The sequence below is a fragment of the Idiomarina sp. OT37-5b genome (assembly GCF_002968395.1).
Taxonomy (GTDB): domain Bacteria; phylum Pseudomonadota; class Gammaproteobacteria; order Enterobacterales; family Alteromonadaceae; genus Idiomarina; species Idiomarina aquatica.
Genome location: NZ_CP027188.1, coordinates 868,697 through 888,632, shown reverse-complemented (window position 1 = coordinate 888,632; position 19,936 = coordinate 868,697). Strand labels below are relative to the sequence as shown.

Here is a 19,936-nt window from a genome sequence, read left to right as displayed (position 1 = left end):
CTATCCTTTTCCTGTACTCAATCAGGCTGTCGCCTGCACTCGCTGTTGCATGAGCTCGATGAATTGATCGAACAGTTCGGCCGCATCGTGCGGTCCCGGGCTGGCTTCCGGGTGTCCCTGAAAACTGAACGCCGGTTTATCTTTGCGCTTAATGCCCTGTAAGGTGCCGTCAAACAACGACACATGGGTCACTTCCAGGGTATCCGGCAGGGTGTCGATATCGATCGCGAAACCGTGGTTCTGACTGGTGATCATCACCCGCTTAGTACGGCTGTCCTGCACCGGGTGGTTAGCACCGTGGTGACCGAGTTTCATCTTCACCGACTTGGCACCGCTGGCCAGGCCTAACAATTGGTGGCCTAAACAGATACCGAAGATAGGGATGTTGTTGTCCAATAACTCCTGGATGGCTTTAATCGCATAGTCACAAGGCTCCGGGTCGCCCGGACCGTTGGACAGGAATACACCATCCGGATTCATCGCCAACACCTCACTGGCCGGCGTCTGTGCGGGTACCAGCGTGATTTTGCAGTTGCGGTCAGCAAGCAGGCGCAGGATATTGTGCTTTACGCCGTAATCGTATGCCACCACATGGTATTTTGACTGCTCCGGTTGGGTGTGCCCTTCGCCGAGTTTCCAACTGCCACCAACCCAGGGTTGAACCTCTTTACAACAGACTTCTTTGGCCAAATCCATGCCTTTTAGCCCCGGGAACTGCTGGGCTAATTCGAGCGCTTTGGCGTCATCCAGTTCGCCAGCCATGATACAACCGTTTTGAGCGCCTTTTTCGCGCAAAATACGGGTTAACTTACGAGTATCGATATCGGCTATTCCAACCACATTGTGGCGGCGAAGGTATTCGTTGAGTGTTTCTTGTTTACGGAAATTACTGGCTTTTAATGCGTTATCACGAATGATTAAGCCTTTTGCCCAAACGGCATCTGACTCTTCGTCTTCGTCGTTGGTACCGGTATTTCCAATGTGGGGATAAGTCAGGGTAACGAGTTGTTCAGTATAAGATGGGTCGGTGAGAATTTCCTGGTAGCCGGTCATGGCCGTGTTGAAAACAACTTCGCCGACCGCGGAGCCTTCGGCTCCAATGGCGGTACCGCGAAAAATGGTACCATCAGCTAGAACCAGTATTGCTCGGTTAGCGGATTGACTCGCTAAAATACTCAAGGGCAACCTCCGTACATAAAAAAACGGGTGAATCAATACAATGTTGACTTCCCCGTTTAAGGTCTTGAACCGCGCAGTCTCTGCCTAGAAACTTCCGCTAGGCAAATTGCACTTATTGTACGAATTTTTTCACTTTTCGTCCAGCGCTTTATTCGCCGGACTCACTGTCAAGCAACCGCTGCAAGGTTTCCTGTAAGTTCAGGATATCCTGCATTTTATACAGTCCCGGGGCCTGTCCGACCAGCCAGGCGCCCGCCCGTAGCGCCCCCTGGGCAAATATGCTGCGATCGCTAACGCGGTGATTCAGCTCGATTCGCTCGCCGGTTTGCGCCAGCATCACTTGATGTTCACCGACAATATCGGCGGCCCGCAGCACCGAAAAGCCAATACTGCCATCTCGGCGTTCACCGTTACCGCGAACGCCGGCATTGATGTCGTCAAAATGCTGGCGGCGTCCACGAGCTGCGGCTTCGCCCAGCGCCAGTGCAGTGCCTGACGGACCGTCCTTTTTGTGCTTGTGATGTGCCTCGAAGACTTCAATGTCCGCATCCGGCAGCGCTGCTGCACTTAGCGCCACCAATTGCTCTAGCAAGGCAACGCCAACACTGGTGTTGCGCGCATACAAGATCGGAATCTGTTGCGCCGCCGCCGCAAGTTGCTGTTGTTGCGACGCATCCAGTCCGGTGGTGCAGACCACCAGCGGTAACTGGTGCTGTAGCGCATAGTCAAGGTTATCGGTAAGTGCCTGCGGCAGGCTAAAATCGATCAACACATCCGGCTGCTGTTGCACTTCTGCCAGCGTTTGATAATGCGTTGTCGCTACCGCTTGGCCACGCCGGGCGCTATTGTCGCTGACAATGGCTGCGCTCAGGGAATGCTGTGATGACATCTGCAGCGCGGCAATCACCGCTTGTCCCATGCGTCCCGATGCACCAATAACCCCTACCTTCATGCTTTCTCCTCGGTTAATAAGTTTTCACTGCGTGCCACCACCCGGGCGACCATCATATCGCCGGTAACATTGGTCAGCGTTCTGACCATATCAATAATCCGGTCAATCGCAGCGATAAAGGCGATCCCTTCCAGCGGCAGGCCAACCACATTCAGTGTTACCGTTAACATCACCAGAGCCGTGCCCGGAACACCGGCGGTACCAACGGAGGCCAGCGTGGCGGTCATCATAATCAGCGCGTAATCAAACCACTCTAACGGAATGCCGTAAAGGTTGGCAATAAAAATGGCCGCTACGGCCGGGTAAATCCCGCCGCAGCCGTCCATGTTAATGGTGGCGCCCAGTGGCAACACAAATGAGGCGTAATCTTTCGACACCCGTAAACGTTCGGTCACCGCTCGATGCGCGGCCGGTAACGAGCCAAATGAACTGCAGGTGGTGAAAGCCACAACCTGAGCATCAAACACCGACTTAAAGAATTCGCGCGGACTTAACTTGCCAAACCAGCGTACCAGACTACCGTACACAACAATGATATGAACCGCCGCGGCAAGATAAATCACGCCAACAAATTTCGCCAACGGCAGCAAGCTGGCAAAGCCGTATTCACCAATCACCCAGGCCATCAGACCGAACACGCCGATCGGCGTTAACTGCAGCACCATACGGGTAATTTCATACATCACTTCCGCGCCCGATTTGATGGTCTGACGCAGAGGTTCCGCTTTACCGCTGAGTTTCTGAATGGCGATACCTACCACCGCAGCAAACACCACAATTTGCAGTACATTGCCCTCGGTCAGAGCCGCAAACGGATTCGTCGGCACAAAGTTGAGAAAGACCTGTGCCACCGATGGTATCTGTCGTTCCGTGGTTTCGGTAGCGGTCAGCGTGGTTGCCGGGCTCATATCAATCAGCGATGCCAGCGTCAGGCCAATAGCACTGGCGATCACCGCTGTCAGCATAAACAAGCCAATGGTCTTGACCCCTAGTCGGCCGAGTTTCTGGCCATCGTTCAGATCGGTAATGGCACTGACAATGGCACAGAAAATTAATGGCGCAACCAACATCTTGATGGCTCGAATAAAGAGATCACCGAGCGGCTTTAGCGCAACCCCTACTTCGGGCGCCAGCGCACCGATTAACATGCCCAGGGCAAAGGCGCCCAAAACCCGCTGCCAAAAAGGAATCGCGAACCACGCTTTAAGCATACAACCCCGCAAAATCAATAAAAGGGCATAGTTTACGCCGCTTTATGGAACGCGAAAGATGATTTGGCTATATGATATGCCCCGAATTACCGACGGCAATTCGGGCTTTTATTCGCGACAGTTAACTGTGGAATGTAGTTGTTGATCGCTTCAATGCGAGACGATGGTGCCGGGTGCGTTGACAGCAACTCGGGTGGATTAGCACCGCCCTCAGCAGCCATGTTACGCCAGAGCTGAGCGGCTTCTTCCAGGCGGAAACCAGCCGCGGCCATATAGTCCAGTCCCAGTCGGTCTGACTCAGACTCATGGGTGCGCGAATAAGGCAACAGGATGCCCACTTGCGCACCAATACCCAGTGCCGCCATAACCAGCGCTGCGTTTTCTGAATCCAGTTGCGTGTCCGCGATAATGGCGCCGACCTGAAGTCCCAGACCGACCATCATGTTACTGGACACCCGCTCATTGCTGTGTTCAGCAATGACATGGCCAATTTCGTGGCCAATAACCGCGGCCAGTTGATGCTGATTGGTTGCAACCTTTAACAGACCGTCGTAGACGCCAATATTGTAGCCCGGTAAGGCAAACGCATTGGCTGCGTCGTCCGCAAACACCGTGACTTCCCAATCGGCATTGCGATAAGGCTGCGGCAGGGTTTCGATCAGCGCATCCGCCACGCAACGCACATAGGCATTGGTCGCGGCATCGGTGTTAATCGCTAACTCTTGCTTCATCTGCTGATAGGACTGGTCGCCCATCTGCTCCAGTTGTTGCGTCGGCATCAGAGTCAGCTGTGAGCGACCCGTCGGTGATTTCGAGCAACTGACCAAAGCCAGTGTCGCAAGCAGCGAAGCTGCAACGGTGCGTAAGCGCATACGTGATCTCCTGATTGTGACCTACTCTACAGTAAAGCCAATTTATCCGCGTAAGTCATCAAAAAATTGCTTTACGCCGTCGAAAAAGCCTTTTTCTTTCGGGCGAAACTTGGCTGCTTCATCACCTTCGCCCATCGACTTTTCCAGTTCTTCCAGCATTTCGCGCTGCTTACTGGATAAATTAACCGGGGTTTCGATAACCACTTTGCAAATCAGGTCTCCCACCGCACCGGTGCGCACCGATTTCACGCCTTTACCGCGTAACCGGAAATGTTTACCGGTTTGAGTTTCCTTCGGTACTTTCAGTTTGACTTTACCATCCAGCGTCGGCACTTCGATGTCGCCACCCAGCGCCGCTTTGGTAAAGCTGACCGGTACTTCACAGTAGAGGTTATTACCGTCACGAGCAAAGATTGGGTGCTCGCGAACATGTACTTGCACGTACAGGTCACCGGCTGGTGCGCCGTGTTCGCCCGCCTCACCTTCACTGGCCAAACGGATACGGTCACCGGTATCAACGCCGGCCGGGATCTTAACATTAAGGGTTTTGGTCTTCTCAACCCGACCCTGACCATGACAGCTGCGGCACGGATCTTTAATCACCGTCCCCTTGCCACGACAGTGCGGACAGGCCTGCTGCACTGCAAAGAAGCCCTGTCGCATCTGAATTTGTCCGGCACCGTGACAATGACTACAGGTTTCTGGTTTGGTGCCTTTTTTGGCACCGCTGCCGTCACAGTCCTCACATTCGACTAGGGTCGGTATCTTCAGTTCTACGTTCTTACCGCGTACCGCTTCTTCCAGCGACAGTTCCAGGTTATAGCGCAGGTCGGCACCGCGTTGCGCCCGAGCCTGACCACGGCGGCCGCCACCGCCACCGAAAATGTCACCAAACACATCGCCAAAGATATCAGCAAAATCGGCACCGCCACCGAATCCACCGGCGCCCGGGCCACCACCGCCCTGACGAGCCTGCTCAAACGCGTCGTGCCCATATTGATCATACATCTGGCGCTTCTGCGGGTCGGTCAGAACCTCATAGGCTTGTTTGATCTCTTTAAATTTTAACTCGAGGTCTTTGTCGCCTTTGGTGCGATCCGGATGGTATTTCATCGCCATGCGCTTATACGCTTTTTTGATGTCCCGTTCGCTGGCGTCTTTTGAGACCCCAAGAATTTGGTAAAAATCTTGTGTCGCCATAGTGTTACGTCTTCTGTCCTACTCTGATACGAATACACGGGCATTACCTTGCGGCAACACCCGTGTTGATTAGTGAAGTTGCCTTAGTGCTTACTTCTTGTCGTCGTCTTTGACTTCTTCAAATTCAGCGTCGACAACGTCATCATCCGCTTTTGACGAAGACTTCTCGCCACCGGCAGCGCCTTCAGCTCCTTGCTGAGCTTGCTGTTGCTGAGCCGCTTCCATCAGCTTCTGAGACACTTCCATCAGCGCCTGAGTTTTGCTTTCGATGGCTTCTTTGTCGCCGTCTTTAGCCGCTTGTTCAAGCTCTTCACAGGCTTTCTCAATCGCGTCTTTGTCGTTCTGAGCTAAGGCATCACCGACTTCTTTAAGCTGGTTACGGGTCGCGTGCACCAAACCATCCGCTTGGTTACGTGCCTGTACCATTTCCTCGAACTTCTTATCTTCTTCGGCGTGTGCCTCAGCGTCCTTAACCATTTTTTCGACTTCAGACTCGTCCAGACCAGAAGACGCCTTGATGGTGATCTTCTGTTCTTTACCGGTATCTTTGTCCTTCGCCGATACGTGCAGGATACCATCCGCATCGATGTCAAAGGTGACTTCGATTTGCGGGACACCGCGCGCCGCCGGACGGATACCTTCGAGGTTAAACTGACCCAACGATTTGTTGTCGGCAGAACGTTTACGCTCGCCCTGCAGCACGTGAATGGTTACCGCAGACTGGTTGTCTTCTGCTGTCGAGAACGTTTGCGATTCTTTGGTCGGAATCGTGGTGTTTTTCTCAATCAGCTTAGTCATGACGCCGCCCATGGTTTCGATACCCAGCGACAGCGGGCACACGTCCAGCAACAGTACGTCTTTAACGTCACCTGATAACACGCCGCCCTGTACCGCAGCACCCATAGCAACCGCTTCATCCGGGTTAACGTCACGACGTGGCTCTTTGCCAAAGAAGTCGGTTACCGCCGCCTGAACTTTAGGCATACGTGTCTGACCACCGACCATGATGATGTCGTTGATGTCGCTTACCGACAGATCAGCGTCTGCTAATGCTTGTTTAACCGGCTCCAGTGACTTCTTGATCAGGTCTTCAACCAGTGATTCTAACTTCGCACGGGTTACTTTAATCGCTAAGTGCTTAGGACCGGTGTTATCTGCCGTAATGTAAGGCAGGTTAACTTCGGTTTGCTGAGCTGAAGACAGCTCGATCTTAGCTTTTTCGGCCGCTTCTTTCAGACGTTGCATCGCCAGCGGATCTTTGCGCAGGTCGATACCTTGATCTTTCTGGAACTGTTCAACCAGGTAGTTGATCAGGCGGTTATCGAAATCTTCACCACCTAAGTGCGTGTCACCGTTGGTCGCCAATACTTCGAACGTGTGCTCGCCTTCAACTTCATCAATCTCGATGATAGAAATATCGAAGGTACCACCACCTAAGTCGTAAACGGCGATGACGTTATCACCGGACTTCTTGTCCATACCGTAAGCCAGGGCCGCAGCGGTAGGCTCGTTGATGATACGCTTAACCTCTAAGCCCGCGATCTTACCGGCGTCTTTGGTTGCCTGACGCTGAGCATCGTTAAAGTAGGCAGGTACTGTGATAACCGCGTCGGTGACTTTTTCACCCAAGAACTCTTCGGCGGTTTTCTTCATTTTCTTCAATACTTCTGCAGAAATTTGTGGCGGCGCTTTCTTCTCACCATCAATTTCTACCCACGCATCACCGTTATCGGCCTTGACAATTTTGTAAGGCATGATGCCGATGTCGCGCTGAACTTCCTCGTCCTGGAAGCGACGACCGATCAAACGTTTGATCGCAAATAAGGTTTTGTTCGGGTTAGTTACCGCCTGACGTTTTGCCGGTGAACCGACCAAAATTTCGCCGTCGTCGGTAAATGCTACTACCGAAGGTGTGGTGCGGTCGCCTTCGCCGTTTTCAATTACGCGTGCTTTACCGCCATCCAGTACAGCCACACAAGAGTTGGTTGTACCTAAGTCAATACCAATAGTCTTGCCCATAATTCATCTCCACTAAAAATTTCTGATGTTTATCGGATACCTGAGAGTTGGGGGCAGCGATTAAGCTTTTCAACTCTGAACAAAAATTTTTCTGTTGCCGATAGTTTGCGTTGCTACCGTAGATGGGGATAAATTTTGCGAACACAAGGCCGAAGCATAAGAAATTATACCCAGCCTGGTGGTCGATGAGCGGTTGCGTAGTTTGCCATACCCACTTTTTGCTGCAACCAGTAGGCGTGCGGAGGCAACATCTGCCGTGCCATCTGCAATCGTTGAATAATGGCTTTGGGTACCCGCGGCGGTTGATCGCCCTTACTGAACGAGCCGTCATAATGCATACCGTATAAAATGCACTGATAGCTTTCGTGATTCCAAAGGCCCGCCGTATCGATCGGCGCGCGAGCATCACCGCTGAGCGTGGTGGCGGCTGCGGTAGGGCTACCGAAACACTGATCCTGAAAATCGTGGAATGTCGGCGGTTTGTGCTGCCATAACGCCAGCTTTTGCTGCAGACGGGGATTGATGCGTTGTGGTTTACGTACTTCACGCCAAAATTCGGTATCGTCCCTCTGAGTCAGGCAGTAATGCATATTAATAAAATCCAGGATTTCATAATAACGATTCTGCAATACCCGGTTGTAACGCTCACTCATCGCTTGCATCGACGACGCTTGCCAAGGGAAATATTCCGCCAGCGCTACTACGCCCAGTTCGCTCAAGTACAAGCCGGTCGACTCCAACGGCTCAATAAAGCCGCCGGATAAACCGACCGCTACCACATTATTGACCCAATTCTGGCGCCGTCGGCCGACTTTGAAATCAATAAAACGTACGTCTTGGCTGCTGCTGTCGCCCCCTTGGTAGGCTCTTAACTCGGCTTCTGCGTCTTGCTTAGAAATATAGGCACTGCTGTGTACGTACCCGACTGACCGACGTGACTGCATGGGAATGTCCCACACCCAGCCGTTGGATAATGCCGTAGCCGTGGTATAAGGTCTTACTTCACCGGGGTAAAAGCGATCATAGGGCAGATGCATGGTAACCGCTCGGTCACACAACAGCCATTGCGAGCAGTCATCCCATCCTACCTGTAACTGTTCTTCAATGAGTTTGGCCCGGAAACCGGTGCAGTCAATAAACAGATCACCCTCAATTTCGCCGGCGCAATCGGTATTTACCGAGCTCACCGAGCCCTCTGCGGTCAATGACACGTCGGTCATATTGGCCGCAATATGGCGTACTCCACGAGCTTTAGAAAAGTCCCGTAAATAGTCGGCAAATTTTTGCGCATCCATATGGTAGGCATAAGTCAGCGGCGGCCCCATCCGCCATTCACCCATCATCTTAGGCGCCAACCCCCACTCGCAAATGATTGGCTGCGCTGAGCACGTTTCCATAAACGGAATACTGCGATCACTGGCAAGCCAGCGCTGCGCCGCAAAATCAAGCGGCTGTACGCGCATACTGGAAAAGGGGTGATGATAGAAGGTGTTATCCTTCTTGACCCAGTTGCAATACTTAATCGACTGCTTGAAGGTGGCGTCGGTTTGCTGCAAAAATTCAGCTTCGTTCAGACCGATAACCGACAGCACATGCTGAATCGCGGGGATGGTTGCTTCACCGACCGAAATACGAGGAATATCGGGCGACTCGATAACGGTGATATCAACCCGTGGTTTTTCACCGCGCTGATTCAGGGCGCCGTTGAGGTAGGCGGCGGCGATCCAACCCGAGGAGCCACCACCGACAATAACCACACGTTGCGTTTTTTTATTATTATTCTGCATAGTACGTTTTACTCTATGTAGGCGTTCAGGTGTTACTCGTAGCCGAGCAGACGTCGTAGTCCTGGTACGGCAAAATCCACCATGGCTTTTTGTCGTTGCGGCAGCTCATCCGGAATCTCCAGTGCGACGTTTTGCAGGTTTTCCCGTGCCGTGCCACTTTGTTTCCGATCCGCGCCTAACTGTACGCGTTCACGCCAGTCTGCGGGTAGCGATTTCCAGCCGGTTACCGTTAATAAGTCGGTAAAATACGCTTCAGCTTCGTCCGTATCCAGTTGCTTTAAGTGCTTAACCAACTCTTCGTAACGCACCAGTTTTATGTCTTCAGCCAGCCACGACACCGCATTATGGGTATAAATCTCGCTGAGCGTCGGTACTTTTTGGTGAATCCCAAAAATCATCATATTGAGTAGCTGGTCTGTTGTGATGTCACCGGTTTTTAAGTGTTCCAGGTTGGCATCAAAATTGTCGGACAAGAAAAACCGTGCCCGCGCCAGCACCCAATCGTAGGGATCCCGCACGATGATCAGTTTCACAGCATCGGCGGTGGCAATGGCGGAATTGTCCGAAAACAGTAAGTGGCCCCAGCTCAAGCGCGGCGTAATTGCCTGAAAGGCTTTTAAATGCTGGCCAAGGTTAGGGTATTGAATAAAGGTGTCGTGATATTGCTGTTCAACCATCACGAACATACGAAAAATATTGCGAATTAAGTGGGTACCGCACTTGGGTACCGAATTTAAAAACACGGGGTGTGTCAGCGGCTTTTGCTCAAAGCGTTTGTTGATTTCATTCAGAGTGTCGGGTTTGGCTTTTACCGTTGGCATGATGTTTCTCTCACTGTCAAAAATACGAGAAAAAATGCCGACAAAGTGTCGGCATTTTATTCTCTATTGACGCGGTCTATCGATTAAAAGTCGTAACTTAAATTCAAGAACACACGACGTCCAAGCCAATCATACTGGCTGTAGAAAGCTGAGTTACCACGACGAGTGGTGATACCAGAGATACCAGTAATTAATGGTGGCTCTCTATCAAAGGCGTTAGCCACACCGACGGTTGTGCTAAAGCCGTTGTCGAAGTCGTAGTTAGCTGAGAACGCATGGTAGAACACCGATGGTACATCTAGCTTAACAATCGACTCTTCACCACGATAGCTTGCCGTGTTGTCGAACTCACCATTACCAAAACGCTCATAGTTGTCACCGTCACCGATGTAACGAGCGGTCCAGTTAAAGGTCCAGTCGCTGTAACGCAACTCAGTGGTTAACACGCCCACGTGCTTAGGATTACCAATTTCACCCGTGTAATCAACCGGGTCACTGGTTGGTAACAATTTACGTGAAGCTTCGATCTGTACCGTGTGCTCGTAACGGAACGACAGGTCACCAATTGGCGTTGCCGTGCGATAGTTGACGTTAAAGTCGATACCACGGTTGATCTGTTCAGAAATGTTCAGATAACCACCGAAGATTTCGTCAATACGGTTATCGGTATCATCGCGAGTGAACTGCTCACACAGCGGCTCAGAGGCAAAGTTTTCTGAGTTGTAACAACCGTAAACGATATTCGCAGGACTCAGACTGGTTACTTCGTCATCGATTTCGATGTTGAAATAGTCAGCTGAGAAGGCAAAATCGACGCTTTCGGGAATCCAGACAAAACCGATAACTTCAGATACTGACGTTTCCGCTTTGATGCCGTTCTCAGCACCGCCACTTTCAAAGAACGTCGCACTGATTGAACCGGCAACGTGATCGCCCGGCAGGCCATCAGCCTCACAGTTTGCGGCCAGCGTCGGGCTGATATTACCCTGCTCAAGCTGGTTAGCCCAATCAACACAAGGGTCGATCGAACGCTGTGACGGGAATGACGTCCGTGAGTTTAGGAACAACTCGTACAATGCCGGTGAACGGAACGAAGAACCACGAGTTGCACGAATACGGAAACCTTCACCAATTAACCAGTTCAGGCCCATTTTGTAAGTCGTATCGCTACCGTAGGTTGAAACGTCAGTCCAACGCGCAGAACCCGTGAAGTCCAATCGCTCGGCAAACGGTAAGTCCGCCAACACAGGGACTTGAATTTCACCAAATACCGCACGCGAGTTTGATTTACCCTGAGTAATACCGGCGCTTGATGAACCCCAGGCGTTACCGATACGGGTAACTTCTGCCGGTGTATCGACAATTTCGTCGGTCTGATACTGTGCACCGATGGCTGCGCCAACAATACCCGCAGGCAGTTCCATCAAGTCACCAGAGAAGTAACCTTCAGCGGTACGCTGCTTATAAACGGTATTACCGGTTTCACGACCGAACATGAAATCTCTCACGTTCTGTGGGATGTCGCCGGCCAGGAAGTCCGGATCCAGCCATGGTACGTCCACACAGTCGACGCCGCGTACCGGAGTGACCGTGCCTTCACATGAGCCTGAAGCAAAGTTATACGGGCTGATTGCGTCATCATAAATGACGTCGCTGGTGTAATCACCGTCGCTGTGACTGTCCTGAATCGAGAAGTCCCAGAACCATTCACCCAGATAGCCATTAGCGCCCACCACAAAGCGGCGATAATCAACCACGATTTCATCGTCGGCATGGTCAGTGATTGGCGTTGGGCTCAGCCATTGTGCGCCCGTCCAACCTTCGCTGAGCGGATCACCGGCATAGAAGTTCTCGTTGTATTTGTATGACCAGAATTGACGGTAGCCGTTAATTTCGGTCGTACGACGGTTTAACAACGCCTCGGCGTACAGGGTAACGTCGTCAGTCAACAGGTAGTCACCCTGACCGTACAAGGTAATTTTTTCCTGACGCGGAATCAGTGATTCGCGATCCTGGAACGGGTGATCCTGGTTATCGACCGCATCTGAAGCATTGTCATAACCAACCTGATACCAGCCTTCAGGCCAGCCTGGCTCTGTCGCCATGTAATCAGGGCTGTTTGGATCCTGGTTAAAGCGCGGAATGTAGTTACCAAGGTCGCCGTCGTAGTCATACTGCGCACGGGTCGTTACCAAACCGCCGGTTGAGTAATCGTATATCCAGACGTGACCCCAAGGCAGGTCAGAACAGTGATAGTCACCGGTGCGTGGGTCAACGTTATCAGTACGCTCGCCGGTTTCCGGATCAAACGCATAACGCTGGCCGCACTGGAAGAAGTCACGGTCACCGTTGGCCAATTCTTTTTGTAGGTTGTAGTCCGCAACCACACGGAACGAACCTTTATCGTAGGTACGACCTAACGTTGCACTGAGACGCATGGTCTCACCGCCGTCGTCCATTGGCTGGCTCATGTTGATGTCAACAGAGCTTGCATCACCTTTTTTGGTGATGATGTTAACCACACCGGCAACCGCATCAGAACCGTACAGTGACGACGCACCGTCTTTAAGAATTTCGATTCGTTCGATAGCCGCCAACGGCATAACGTTCAAGTCAAATGCAGAAACCGCACCTTGCGTACCTGCAGGACCGGCACGACGGCCGTTCAGCAAGACCAGTGTACGGTTTGCGCCCAGACCACGCAGTGATAAGGTGTTAACACCTGAACCACCGTCGGCCACGAACGCCGAAGAAATCGCTGATGTTACCTGACCCGAGCCCGCTGCGATGGTGCTCGACTGCAGTAAATCACCCAGGTTAGTAAAACCTTGAGTGATGGCATCCTCAGCCTGAATAACTTGTACTGGCGTCGCCTCATCCATACCGTCGGTACGGATACGCGAACCAGTAACCTGAATGCGTTCAACTTCTTGCTGTTGCTCAGCTTGTTGCTCGGTTTGTTGTTGCTCTTCTTGTTGAGCCAACACCGGCGCTGATGCAAACACACACGCAATCGCTATAGCCAATTGGCTTTTCGCCATTTTTGGCATCCGATTCTTTGTCATGGTTCTCTCCCCAGAGTTATTATTTTTGTTATCGCCGACAACGCGATAACTCATTAAGTTAGCACAAAACTCTGGAGAGATACCTTATTTTTTTAGCCCATGACCTATTTTTTTATGCTTTGGTATCGACGTTACCCTGCTGGTTACGAGCTACCATGACCATCGCTGGTCGCAACAAGCGCCCATTAAGCTCGTAACCTTTCTGCATCACCGCGATAATGGTGTTATTGTCATGTTGCTCCGATTCCTGCATTGACATTGCCTGGTGCAGATCCGGGTTAAAGCTTTCGCCCTCTTCACCGACGGCTTTTACCCCAAATTTATCCAGCGTCGTGGTCAGACTTTTATAGGTCAGTTCGATGCCTTCCAGAAAGTTTTTATCCAAATCTTCTTTGCCATCCGCAGCTTGCAGTGCACGTTCGAGATTATCAACGGTGGTCAGAAGTTCATTGGCAAATTTTTCCAGCGCGAATTTGTGCGCCTTTTCGACGTCTTGACTGGCGCGGCGACGAACGTTTTCCATTTCCGCCTGCGTGCGTAATACCGACTCTTTTTGCTCATTGACTTTAGCTTCGGCTTTACTCAACGCCAGTTCCAGTTCAGCGATGCGGTCCATTTCGGCATCAGCCGTTGCTGCAGTCTGATCCTGAGTTTCCGCCTGCCCCTCATCGGCCAGGGTCTGCTCAGCCTGCTCCTGCGCTTGCTCTTCAGCAGCTTGCTGTTTTGCTGCCTGTTCCGCTTGTTGCTGATACTGCTCGGCGTTTGCCTGTGCTTTTTTATCCGTCATAGTGCCACTCTCTATAAGCTAAACATGTATTCATCAATGCACAGAGAGATGGGGACGCTGAATTCAACATTCAAGTCATGTTTTGCTCTTGATTAAAAAATTAAAGCAACGTAGCGTTAGCAGCAGTAACAGTTGGGCTTTGGTAGACATTACAGCATGACAAAACAGCCATTTAAAAAGATTGGATTACTGGGCAAAATCGATGACCGGGGTGCCCGTCAAACTCTGGAGACCCTGTTAAGCGCACTGACGCACCGTGACTATGATGTCGCCGTCGAAAACCGTTGCGCCGAGCAGATCGGCAGTGGTCATAAAGTACAAACCATGACCATCAGCGAGATGGGCGAATGGGCCGATCTTGCCGTTGTGGTCGGCGGCGATGGTAATATGCTGGGCGCCGCGCGGGTGCTGTGCGAATACGATGTGGGTGTGATCGGCGTTAACCGCGGTAATCTGGGCTTTCTTACCGACCTCGACCCCGATGAGGTAATGACCCCCTTGTTGGCAGTACTCGCCGGCGACTACTCCATCGAAGAGCGCTTTTTACTCAATACCGAGGTGCTCAGTAACGGTCATGTTGCCGGCCAGGGCTCAGCCATTAATGAGGCGGTTCTGCACTCGGACAAAGTCGCCCACATGATTGAATTTGAAGTGTATGTCGATGACCACTTCGTCTTCAGCCAGCGCTCTGATGGTTTGATCATCGCGACGCCGACCGGTTCGACCGCCTATTCACTGTCCGGCGGCGGCCCCATCTTACACCCCAACCTTGATGCCATTACGCTGGTGCCGATGTTCCCGCACACCCTCAGTAGCCGTCCGATTGTCATAGACGCCAATTCCGAAGTGCGTTTACGCGCCGCCTACGACAACGACTTACTGCAGATAAGCTGTGACGGCCATGTGCGCATGGCGGTACACCCCGGCGACGACATCGTCATCAGTAAACATAAGAAAACCCTGACGCTGATTCACCCCGTCGAACACAACTACTACCATGTGTTGCGTAACAAACTGGGCTGGGGTAGCCGTTTATTTTAACAAGTCGCACAAAAAATCAGCGCAGGGTCATTGCATTTCCTGAAAACTACTGTATAACTACTGTATAAACTGTATAAATCATCAGTGGTTCTGGAGGTTTGCAATGCTAACCGAGCTACACATCCGCCATTTTGCGATCGTAAAATCACTCGATATCGAGTTTCGCCGCGGCATGACCGCCATTACCGGGGAAACCGGTGCCGGTAAATCCATTGCCTTGGACGCCTTGAGTCTGTGCCTCGGCAGTCGCGCAGAGGCCAGTTTAGTGCGTCCGGGCTGCGACAAAGCCGAAATCAGTGCCTGTTTTGTGGTGGCCGACGACAGCCCCGCGGCCGAATGGTTAAAGGACAACGAACTGGATGCCGACGGCGAATGTTTGTTACGCCGCGTGATCAACAAAGACGGCCGCTCAAAAGCCTGGATAAATGGCTCTCCGGTGCCGCTGTCGATGCAAAAAGCCTTGGCGCCGTTGTTGGTGAATATTCACGGCCAGCACGAGCATCAGTTACTCAGCAAGGATGAGCATCAACTACAGGTTTTGGATCAGTATGCCCGTCATCAGTCACTGCTTCTGCAAACCCGTGACCTTTATAAACAATGGGCGCAGGTCGAAAAAAACTACCGCCAGCAACAGCAGGCCAAAGCGGATCAACAGGCACAGCGCCAGTTGCTTGAGTATCAGGTACAGGAGCTGAACGAGTTTGCCCTGGCGGAGGGTGAATTTGAACAACTGGAAGCCGACCATAAGCGTTTGTCTAACCACCGCACGTTAAAAGAAGCCAGTCTGTTCGCCCTTAACGCACTCTACGAAGGTGAGCACAATAACGCCAACGGTCTGGTACAAAGTGCTGCATCACGACTGCAGGAAGCGGCCGACATGGATGCTCAGCTCGGTGATATTGATAAGTTACTGCAGCAAGCCATGGTGCATATCGAAGAAGCCGCGCTGGAGCTGCGTCATTACCAAGATCAAATGACCCTCGACGGTGGTGAACTGGAACAACTTGAAGCGCGCATGACACAGGCACTCAAGTTGGCCAAGAAGCATCAGTGTGCACCGGCTGAGCTGTATCAGCTACACCAGCGCTTAGCGCAAGAACTGGCGCAGTTAAAAGCCAATGATGAAGCTGGCGAGCAACTGGCCGAACAACGTCAGCAACTGCGCCAGCAATATCGTCAGCAGGCAAAACAATTATCCGACAGCCGCGTACGTGCAGCGCGTCAGTTAAGCGAAAAAATCACCCAGGCGATGCAGCAGTTGAACATGCCTCATGGCCGCTTCGAGATTATGTTGGAACACCAGGAGAGTGCACCGGCCACCGCGCAAGGAACCGATAAGGTGCAGTTCCAGGTCACCGCAAACCCCGGCCAGCCACTGCAGCCGTTGAGCAAAGTGGCTTCCGGTGGTGAACTTTCCCGTATCAGCCTTGCCATACAGGTGATGAGCGCTACCCAGCAAACCGTTCCGACCATGATGTTTGACGAAGTTGACGTCGGTGTCAGCGGGCCAACCGCGGCGGTTGTGGGGTCTATGCTGCGAGAACTGGGGCTGCAGTGCCAGATCATTTGTGTCACTCACTTACCGCAAGTTGCAGCAAAAGCGCATCAACAGTTGCAGGTGGCGAAACAAACCAATGGTCAGGAAACCGAAACTCAGGTTACGGCATTGGACAGCGACCAGCGCGTTATCGAATTAGCACGTTTATTAGGCGGTGATAAAGTGACCGATTTAGCCAAAGCCAACGCAAAAGAAATGCTTGCCTGTTGAGGTGGCGCGTCGGATACGCTGGTAACTGAGGTTATGATTGTTTATCATCGACGCGTAAGCATTCACATAAACACATTTATACAAAACCACGTGGGTCGTTAATGAAAAGCACGTTATCAAAATTATCTGTCGCTACAGCACTTGTCATTGGCTTAAGTAGCTGCTCAACACTCAATGAGATGGTTTACCGCATTGACATTCCACAGGGTAACTACCTGGAACAACGGGATGTTGACAAGTTACGTGTCGGTATGACCCAAGAGCAGGTTGCCTATGTATTAGGCCGCCCTGTTGCACAAAATGCCTTCGATAGTGATCGTTGGGTCTATCTGTACGAAATGAATCCAAACAGTGGCAAAATCTTTCGAAAGGAATTGATTCTTGACTTTAATGCAGGTTTACTGGTGCAGATGTCAGGGGATTTTGAAGAACCTGAAGAATTTGATACTCCGTTAGACGAATAAGGAACCCCCGTCGATGGCGAGCTCTTCTATCGATGACGAGGTCGTCCACATTGTCCGCAGTCCCAGGGACAAAAGGGACTACCGCGCCGTCCGCTTAGAGAATAATTTACAGGCGTTGCTGGTGCATTGCCCCGGCAGTCATAAAGCTGCCGCGGCCTTGGCGGTAAATGCCGGTCACTTTGACGACCCTGAACACACTCAGGGTCTCGCTCACTTCCTTGAGCATATGCTGTTTCTCGGCAACTCAAGCTTTCCTTCGCCGTCGGCCTTCAGCGACTTCTTAAATGCTTATGGTGGGCAACAAAACGCCTGGACAGGAACCGAATACTCCAACTTTTATTTCGACTGCCAGGCCAGTGCGCTGGAACGCGCGCTGGAGTACTTTGCCGCCATGTTTCAACAGCCCCTGCTGGCACAGGAATGGATAGATAAAGAACGCCAGTCCATTGAATCCGAGTTTCGCCTTAAGCAACAAGACGAGTTGCGACGACTTTATCAGGTGCACAAGTCAACCTGTAACCCAAAACACCCTTTCAGTCAGTTTTCGGTGGGCAACTTAAATACCCTCAAAGACGATAAGCACGGTACGCTGCAGGACAAACTTCGGCGTTTTTTCAAGCAGCATTATGTCAGTGACAATCTGCGCCTTGTCATTGCCGGGCCACAATCGCTCGAGCGGTTAGCGGAACTGGCTGAAACGCATTTCTCGGCACTGCCGTCGAGCGCTCAGATGACAACCGCCAAAAAAGGGTTAGCGCCGTTGTACCGACCTGATCAGCTCGGTGTAAAACTGGAGGTTAAACCGGTTAAGCCCGCTCGTCGTCTGATCATCACCCTGCCGCTACCGGCTATCGACGATGATTATGCCCATAAAACCACCAGTTTTATCGCACATATTCTCGGCTACGAGGGGCCGCAAAGTTTGTTCTCCTGCCTACGTAATCGCGGCTGGATCAACAGTCTGTCAGCCGGCGGCGGTATCAGTGGCAGTAATTTTAAAGATTTTAATATCAACATACAGCTGACCGAACGTGGTGAGAAGCATGCCCTTAGCGTCGCCCAGTGGGTGTTTAATTACATCCGGCTGATACAGGACCAAGGTATTGAAGACTGGCGCTACGAAGAACGCCGCCTGAGTACCGAGCTGAGCTTTAAATTTCAGGAACCGATACCGGTCGGCGAACTGGTCTCGCAACTTGCAGTGAACGCGCACCACTACCCTGAGCGGGACATCATTTACGGCGATTACCGCATGGACTGCCTCAATAATATGCGCGCCAATGAACTGCTCAACCTGATGGTACCGGAACGCGCCCGGATCACTCTGATCAGTGCCCAGGCTAACACCAATAAGCTGACGTTGTTATACGATACGCCCTACAGCATGCGTCCGTTACAAGCCGACGAGGTGGCTCAATTGAAGGCGCCCGCCGACGGCTTCTGCGCCCAACTGCCGCGGCAGAACCGTTTCCTTAACGAGCACTTTCAGCCTTACCCGCTGGAAGCTGAGCAGACACGCCCGAGCGCCCTTATTGATAATGACCAGCTCACTCTGTGGCACCTTCAGGATCAAGAATTCAGGGTTCCAAAAGGCCACATTTACCTTAATTTAGAGGCACCTCAGGTCACCGCTTCAGCGCTCAATTTTGCCTGTTCAAGAATATGGGCGGAACTGATGATTGATGCCCTCAATGAAGACTTGTATGACGCCGAAGTTGCCGGCCTGCATTTTAATATTTATCCGACCCAGACCGGTATCACCATTCATACCACCGGGCTGTCGGCAGGCCAGTTGCCGTTGCTGAGTTATTTAATGCGTCAGGCGCAAACCGTAAAGTTCGATCGCAGCCGCTGGCAAGCGGTAACCCAGCAATTGGTCAACAACTGGCATTCGGCCCATCAGAATCAGCCGCTAAACCTGTTGTTCTCAGAGCTGAACCTACTGTTGCAGCAAGGCCTGTACCGGCTCAGCGACATGGCGGCTGCCTGCGAAAGTTTAAGTTATACGCATTTTTCACACATCGTTGCCAACTTGTTTAAACCCATGCGAGTCACCGGTTTTATGCACGGCGACTGGCAACAACAGCACGCCGGGCAACTGGCTCAGTTGATTCAGGCCAACACCGGCAGCAACGGCCTTAATAAAGCCCCAATTCAGCAACGCATAAAACGGCTGCTGGACATCGAGCGGGCAGCCAACCCGATTGCAGTGCCAATGCAACACAACGACAAAGCGGCTTTGCAATATGTTCAGGGCGCGTCCGACTCGCCGCGCGAGCAGGTCGCCTTGATGTTGTTGCAACAACTTATCCATCAGTTTGTGTTTGATGAGCTGCGCACCCGACGTCAACTGGGCTACATGGCCGGCAGCCAGTATTTTGCGCTGCAGCGTTTGCCCGGCATCATTATTTTCGTGCAATCACCCAACGTCAGTGAAGACGATTTGCAACACCAGATCAGCGAAGCTCTTGAGCTGTGTTTCGAACACCTGAACGAAATGAGCTTAAAAGCCTGGGCACACAGTAAATCGGTGTTAAGACAGCAGTTATCAGTGACCGATCGCAGTCTGAGGGTTCGCAGTCAACGGCTATGGGGTGCCATTCAATTAGGCGATACGCAGTTCGATCGTGCCGATCAACTTATCCGCGCACTTGACGACTGGCAGCTCGACGACTGGCTCGCGTATAGCCAGCGGTTATTGTTTGAGCAACCGGTTCGGCTTTATATTCAAACCAAGGCCGATAGCGGCTAGAATCGCTTTACATTATTT

General features: G+C 51.9%; 13 protein-coding genes and 1 pseudogene. 4 read left to right on the top strand and 10 right to left on the bottom strand.

Annotation, left to right across the window (positions count from 1 at the left end; genetic code table 11):
* Window positions 1–21 precede the first annotated feature (21 nt).
* From carA to grpE, 10 genes and pseudogenes are all read right to left on the bottom strand, one after another.
* Window positions 22–1,179 carry a glutamine-hydrolyzing carbamoyl-phosphate synthase small subunit gene (gene carA, locus C5610_RS03960; RefSeq protein WP_105306004.1) on the bottom strand — a complete coding sequence of 386 codons (1,158 nt, stop codon included), beginning with the start codon at window positions 1,177–1,179 and terminating at the stop codon, window positions 22–24.
* 148 nt (window positions 1,180–1,327) lie between these two features.
* The gene (gene dapB / locus C5610_RS03955) at window positions 1,328–2,131 is read right to left on the bottom strand and encodes a 4-hydroxy-tetrahydrodipicolinate reductase (RefSeq protein ID WP_105306003.1); all 804 of its coding nucleotides are present in this window, start codon (window positions 2,129–2,131) and stop codon (window positions 1,328–1,330) included.
* Window positions 2,128–3,342, bottom strand: coding sequence for a dicarboxylate/amino acid:cation symporter (locus tag C5610_RS03950; protein WP_105306002.1), 1,215 nt, complete (start codon window positions 3,340–3,342; stop codon window positions 2,128–2,130). The genes dapB and C5610_RS03950 overlap by 4 nt, the downstream gene beginning before the upstream one ends.
* Window positions 3,343–3,428: 86 nt before the next feature.
* Window positions 3,429–4,214, bottom strand: coding sequence for a M48 family metallopeptidase (locus C5610_RS03945; RefSeq protein WP_105306001.1), 786 nt, complete (start codon window positions 4,212–4,214; stop codon window positions 3,429–3,431).
* A 42-nt stretch (window positions 4,215–4,256) separates the two neighbouring features.
* A complete protein-coding gene (dnaJ, locus tag C5610_RS03940; RefSeq protein WP_105306000.1) occupies window positions 4,257–5,414 on the bottom strand; it encodes a molecular chaperone DnaJ in 1,158 nt (385 codons plus the stop codon).
* Between the two features lie 90 nt (window positions 5,415–5,504).
* Window positions 5,505–7,433 (bottom strand): molecular chaperone DnaK, encoded by a 1,929-nt coding sequence (gene dnaK / locus C5610_RS03935; protein WP_105305999.1) that lies wholly within the window; start codon window positions 7,431–7,433, stop codon window positions 5,505–5,507.
* Window positions 7,434–7,597: 164 nt separating this feature from the next.
* Window positions 7,598–9,220, bottom strand: a complete 1,623-nt coding sequence (locus C5610_RS03930; RefSeq protein WP_105305998.1) for a tryptophan halogenase family protein — start codon at window positions 9,218–9,220, stop codon at window positions 7,598–7,600.
* Between the two features lie 32 nt (window positions 9,221–9,252).
* Entirely contained in the window at window positions 9,253–10,041 is a 789-nt protein-coding gene (locus C5610_RS03925) for a hypothetical protein (RefSeq protein ID WP_105305997.1), read from the bottom strand.
* Window positions 10,042–10,124: 83 nt separating this feature from the next.
* Entirely contained in the window at window positions 10,125–13,106 is a 2,982-nt protein-coding gene (locus C5610_RS03920) for a TonB-dependent receptor domain-containing protein (protein ID WP_241970508.1), read from the bottom strand.
* A gap of 112 nt (window positions 13,107–13,218) precedes the next feature.
* Window positions 13,219–13,886, bottom strand: a pseudogene (grpE, locus tag C5610_RS03915) (nucleotide exchange factor GrpE).
* Between the two features lie 163 nt (window positions 13,887–14,049).
* Here grpE and nadK point away from each other — a divergent pair.
* From nadK to C5610_RS03895, 4 genes are all read left to right on the top strand, one after another.
* A complete protein-coding gene (gene nadK / locus C5610_RS03910) occupies window positions 14,050–14,934 on the top strand; it encodes an NAD(+) kinase (RefSeq protein WP_105305994.1) in 885 nt (294 codons plus the stop codon).
* A 103-nt stretch (window positions 14,935–15,037) separates the two neighbouring features.
* Window positions 15,038–16,702 carry a DNA repair protein RecN gene (gene recN, locus C5610_RS03905; protein WP_105305993.1) on the top strand — a complete coding sequence of 555 codons (1,665 nt, stop codon included), beginning with the start codon at window positions 15,038–15,040 and terminating at the stop codon, window positions 16,700–16,702.
* 101 nt (window positions 16,703–16,803) lie between these two features.
* Window positions 16,804–17,166: an outer membrane protein assembly factor BamE gene (locus tag C5610_RS03900; RefSeq protein WP_105305992.1), complete on the top strand. Its 363-nt coding sequence runs from the start codon at window positions 16,804–16,806 to the stop codon at window positions 17,164–17,166.
* A gap of 13 nt (window positions 17,167–17,179) precedes the next feature.
* A complete protein-coding gene (locus C5610_RS03895; protein ID WP_105305991.1) occupies window positions 17,180–19,918 on the top strand; it encodes an insulinase family protein in 2,739 nt (912 codons plus the stop codon).
* Window positions 19,919–19,936 lie beyond the last annotated feature (18 nt).

Bases quoted from the DNA above. Each gene is read 5' to 3' on its own strand.
- C5610_RS03930 (WP_105305998.1), bottom strand. From the start codon at position 9,220: ATGCAGAATAATAATAAAAAAACGCAACGTGTGGTTATTGTCGGTGGT.
- C5610_RS03945 (WP_105306001.1), bottom strand. From the start codon at position 4,214: ATGCGCTTACGCACCGTTGCAGCTTCGCTGCTTGCGACACTGGCTTTG.
- C5610_RS03920 (WP_241970508.1), bottom strand. From the start codon at position 13,106: ATGACAAAGAATCGGATGCCAAAAATGGCGAAAAGCCAATTGGCTATA.
- C5610_RS03895 (WP_105305991.1), top strand. From the start codon at position 17,180: ATGGCGAGCTCTTCTATCGATGACGAGGTCGTCCACATTGTCCGCAGT.
- C5610_RS03925 (WP_105305997.1), bottom strand. From the start codon at position 10,041: ATGCCAACGGTAAAAGCCAAACCCGACACTCTGAATGAAATCAACAAA.
- dnaK (WP_105305999.1), bottom strand. From the start codon at position 7,433: ATGGGCAAGACTATTGGTATTGACTTAGGTACAACCAACTCTTGTGTG.
- nadK (WP_105305994.1), top strand. From the start codon at position 14,050: ATGACAAAACAGCCATTTAAAAAGATTGGATTACTGGGCAAAATCGAT.
- dnaJ (WP_105306000.1), bottom strand. From the start codon at position 5,414: ATGGCGACACAAGATTTTTACCAAATTCTTGGGGTCTCAAAAGACGCC.
- dapB (WP_105306003.1), bottom strand. From the start codon at position 2,131: ATGAAGGTAGGGGTTATTGGTGCATCGGGACGCATGGGACAAGCGGTG.
- recN (WP_105305993.1), top strand. From the start codon at position 15,038: ATGCTAACCGAGCTACACATCCGCCATTTTGCGATCGTAAAATCACTC.
- C5610_RS03900 (WP_105305992.1), top strand. From the start codon at position 16,804: ATGAAAAGCACGTTATCAAAATTATCTGTCGCTACAGCACTTGTCATT.
- C5610_RS03950 (WP_105306002.1), bottom strand. From the start codon at position 3,342: ATGCTTAAAGCGTGGTTCGCGATTCCTTTTTGGCAGCGGGTTTTGGGC.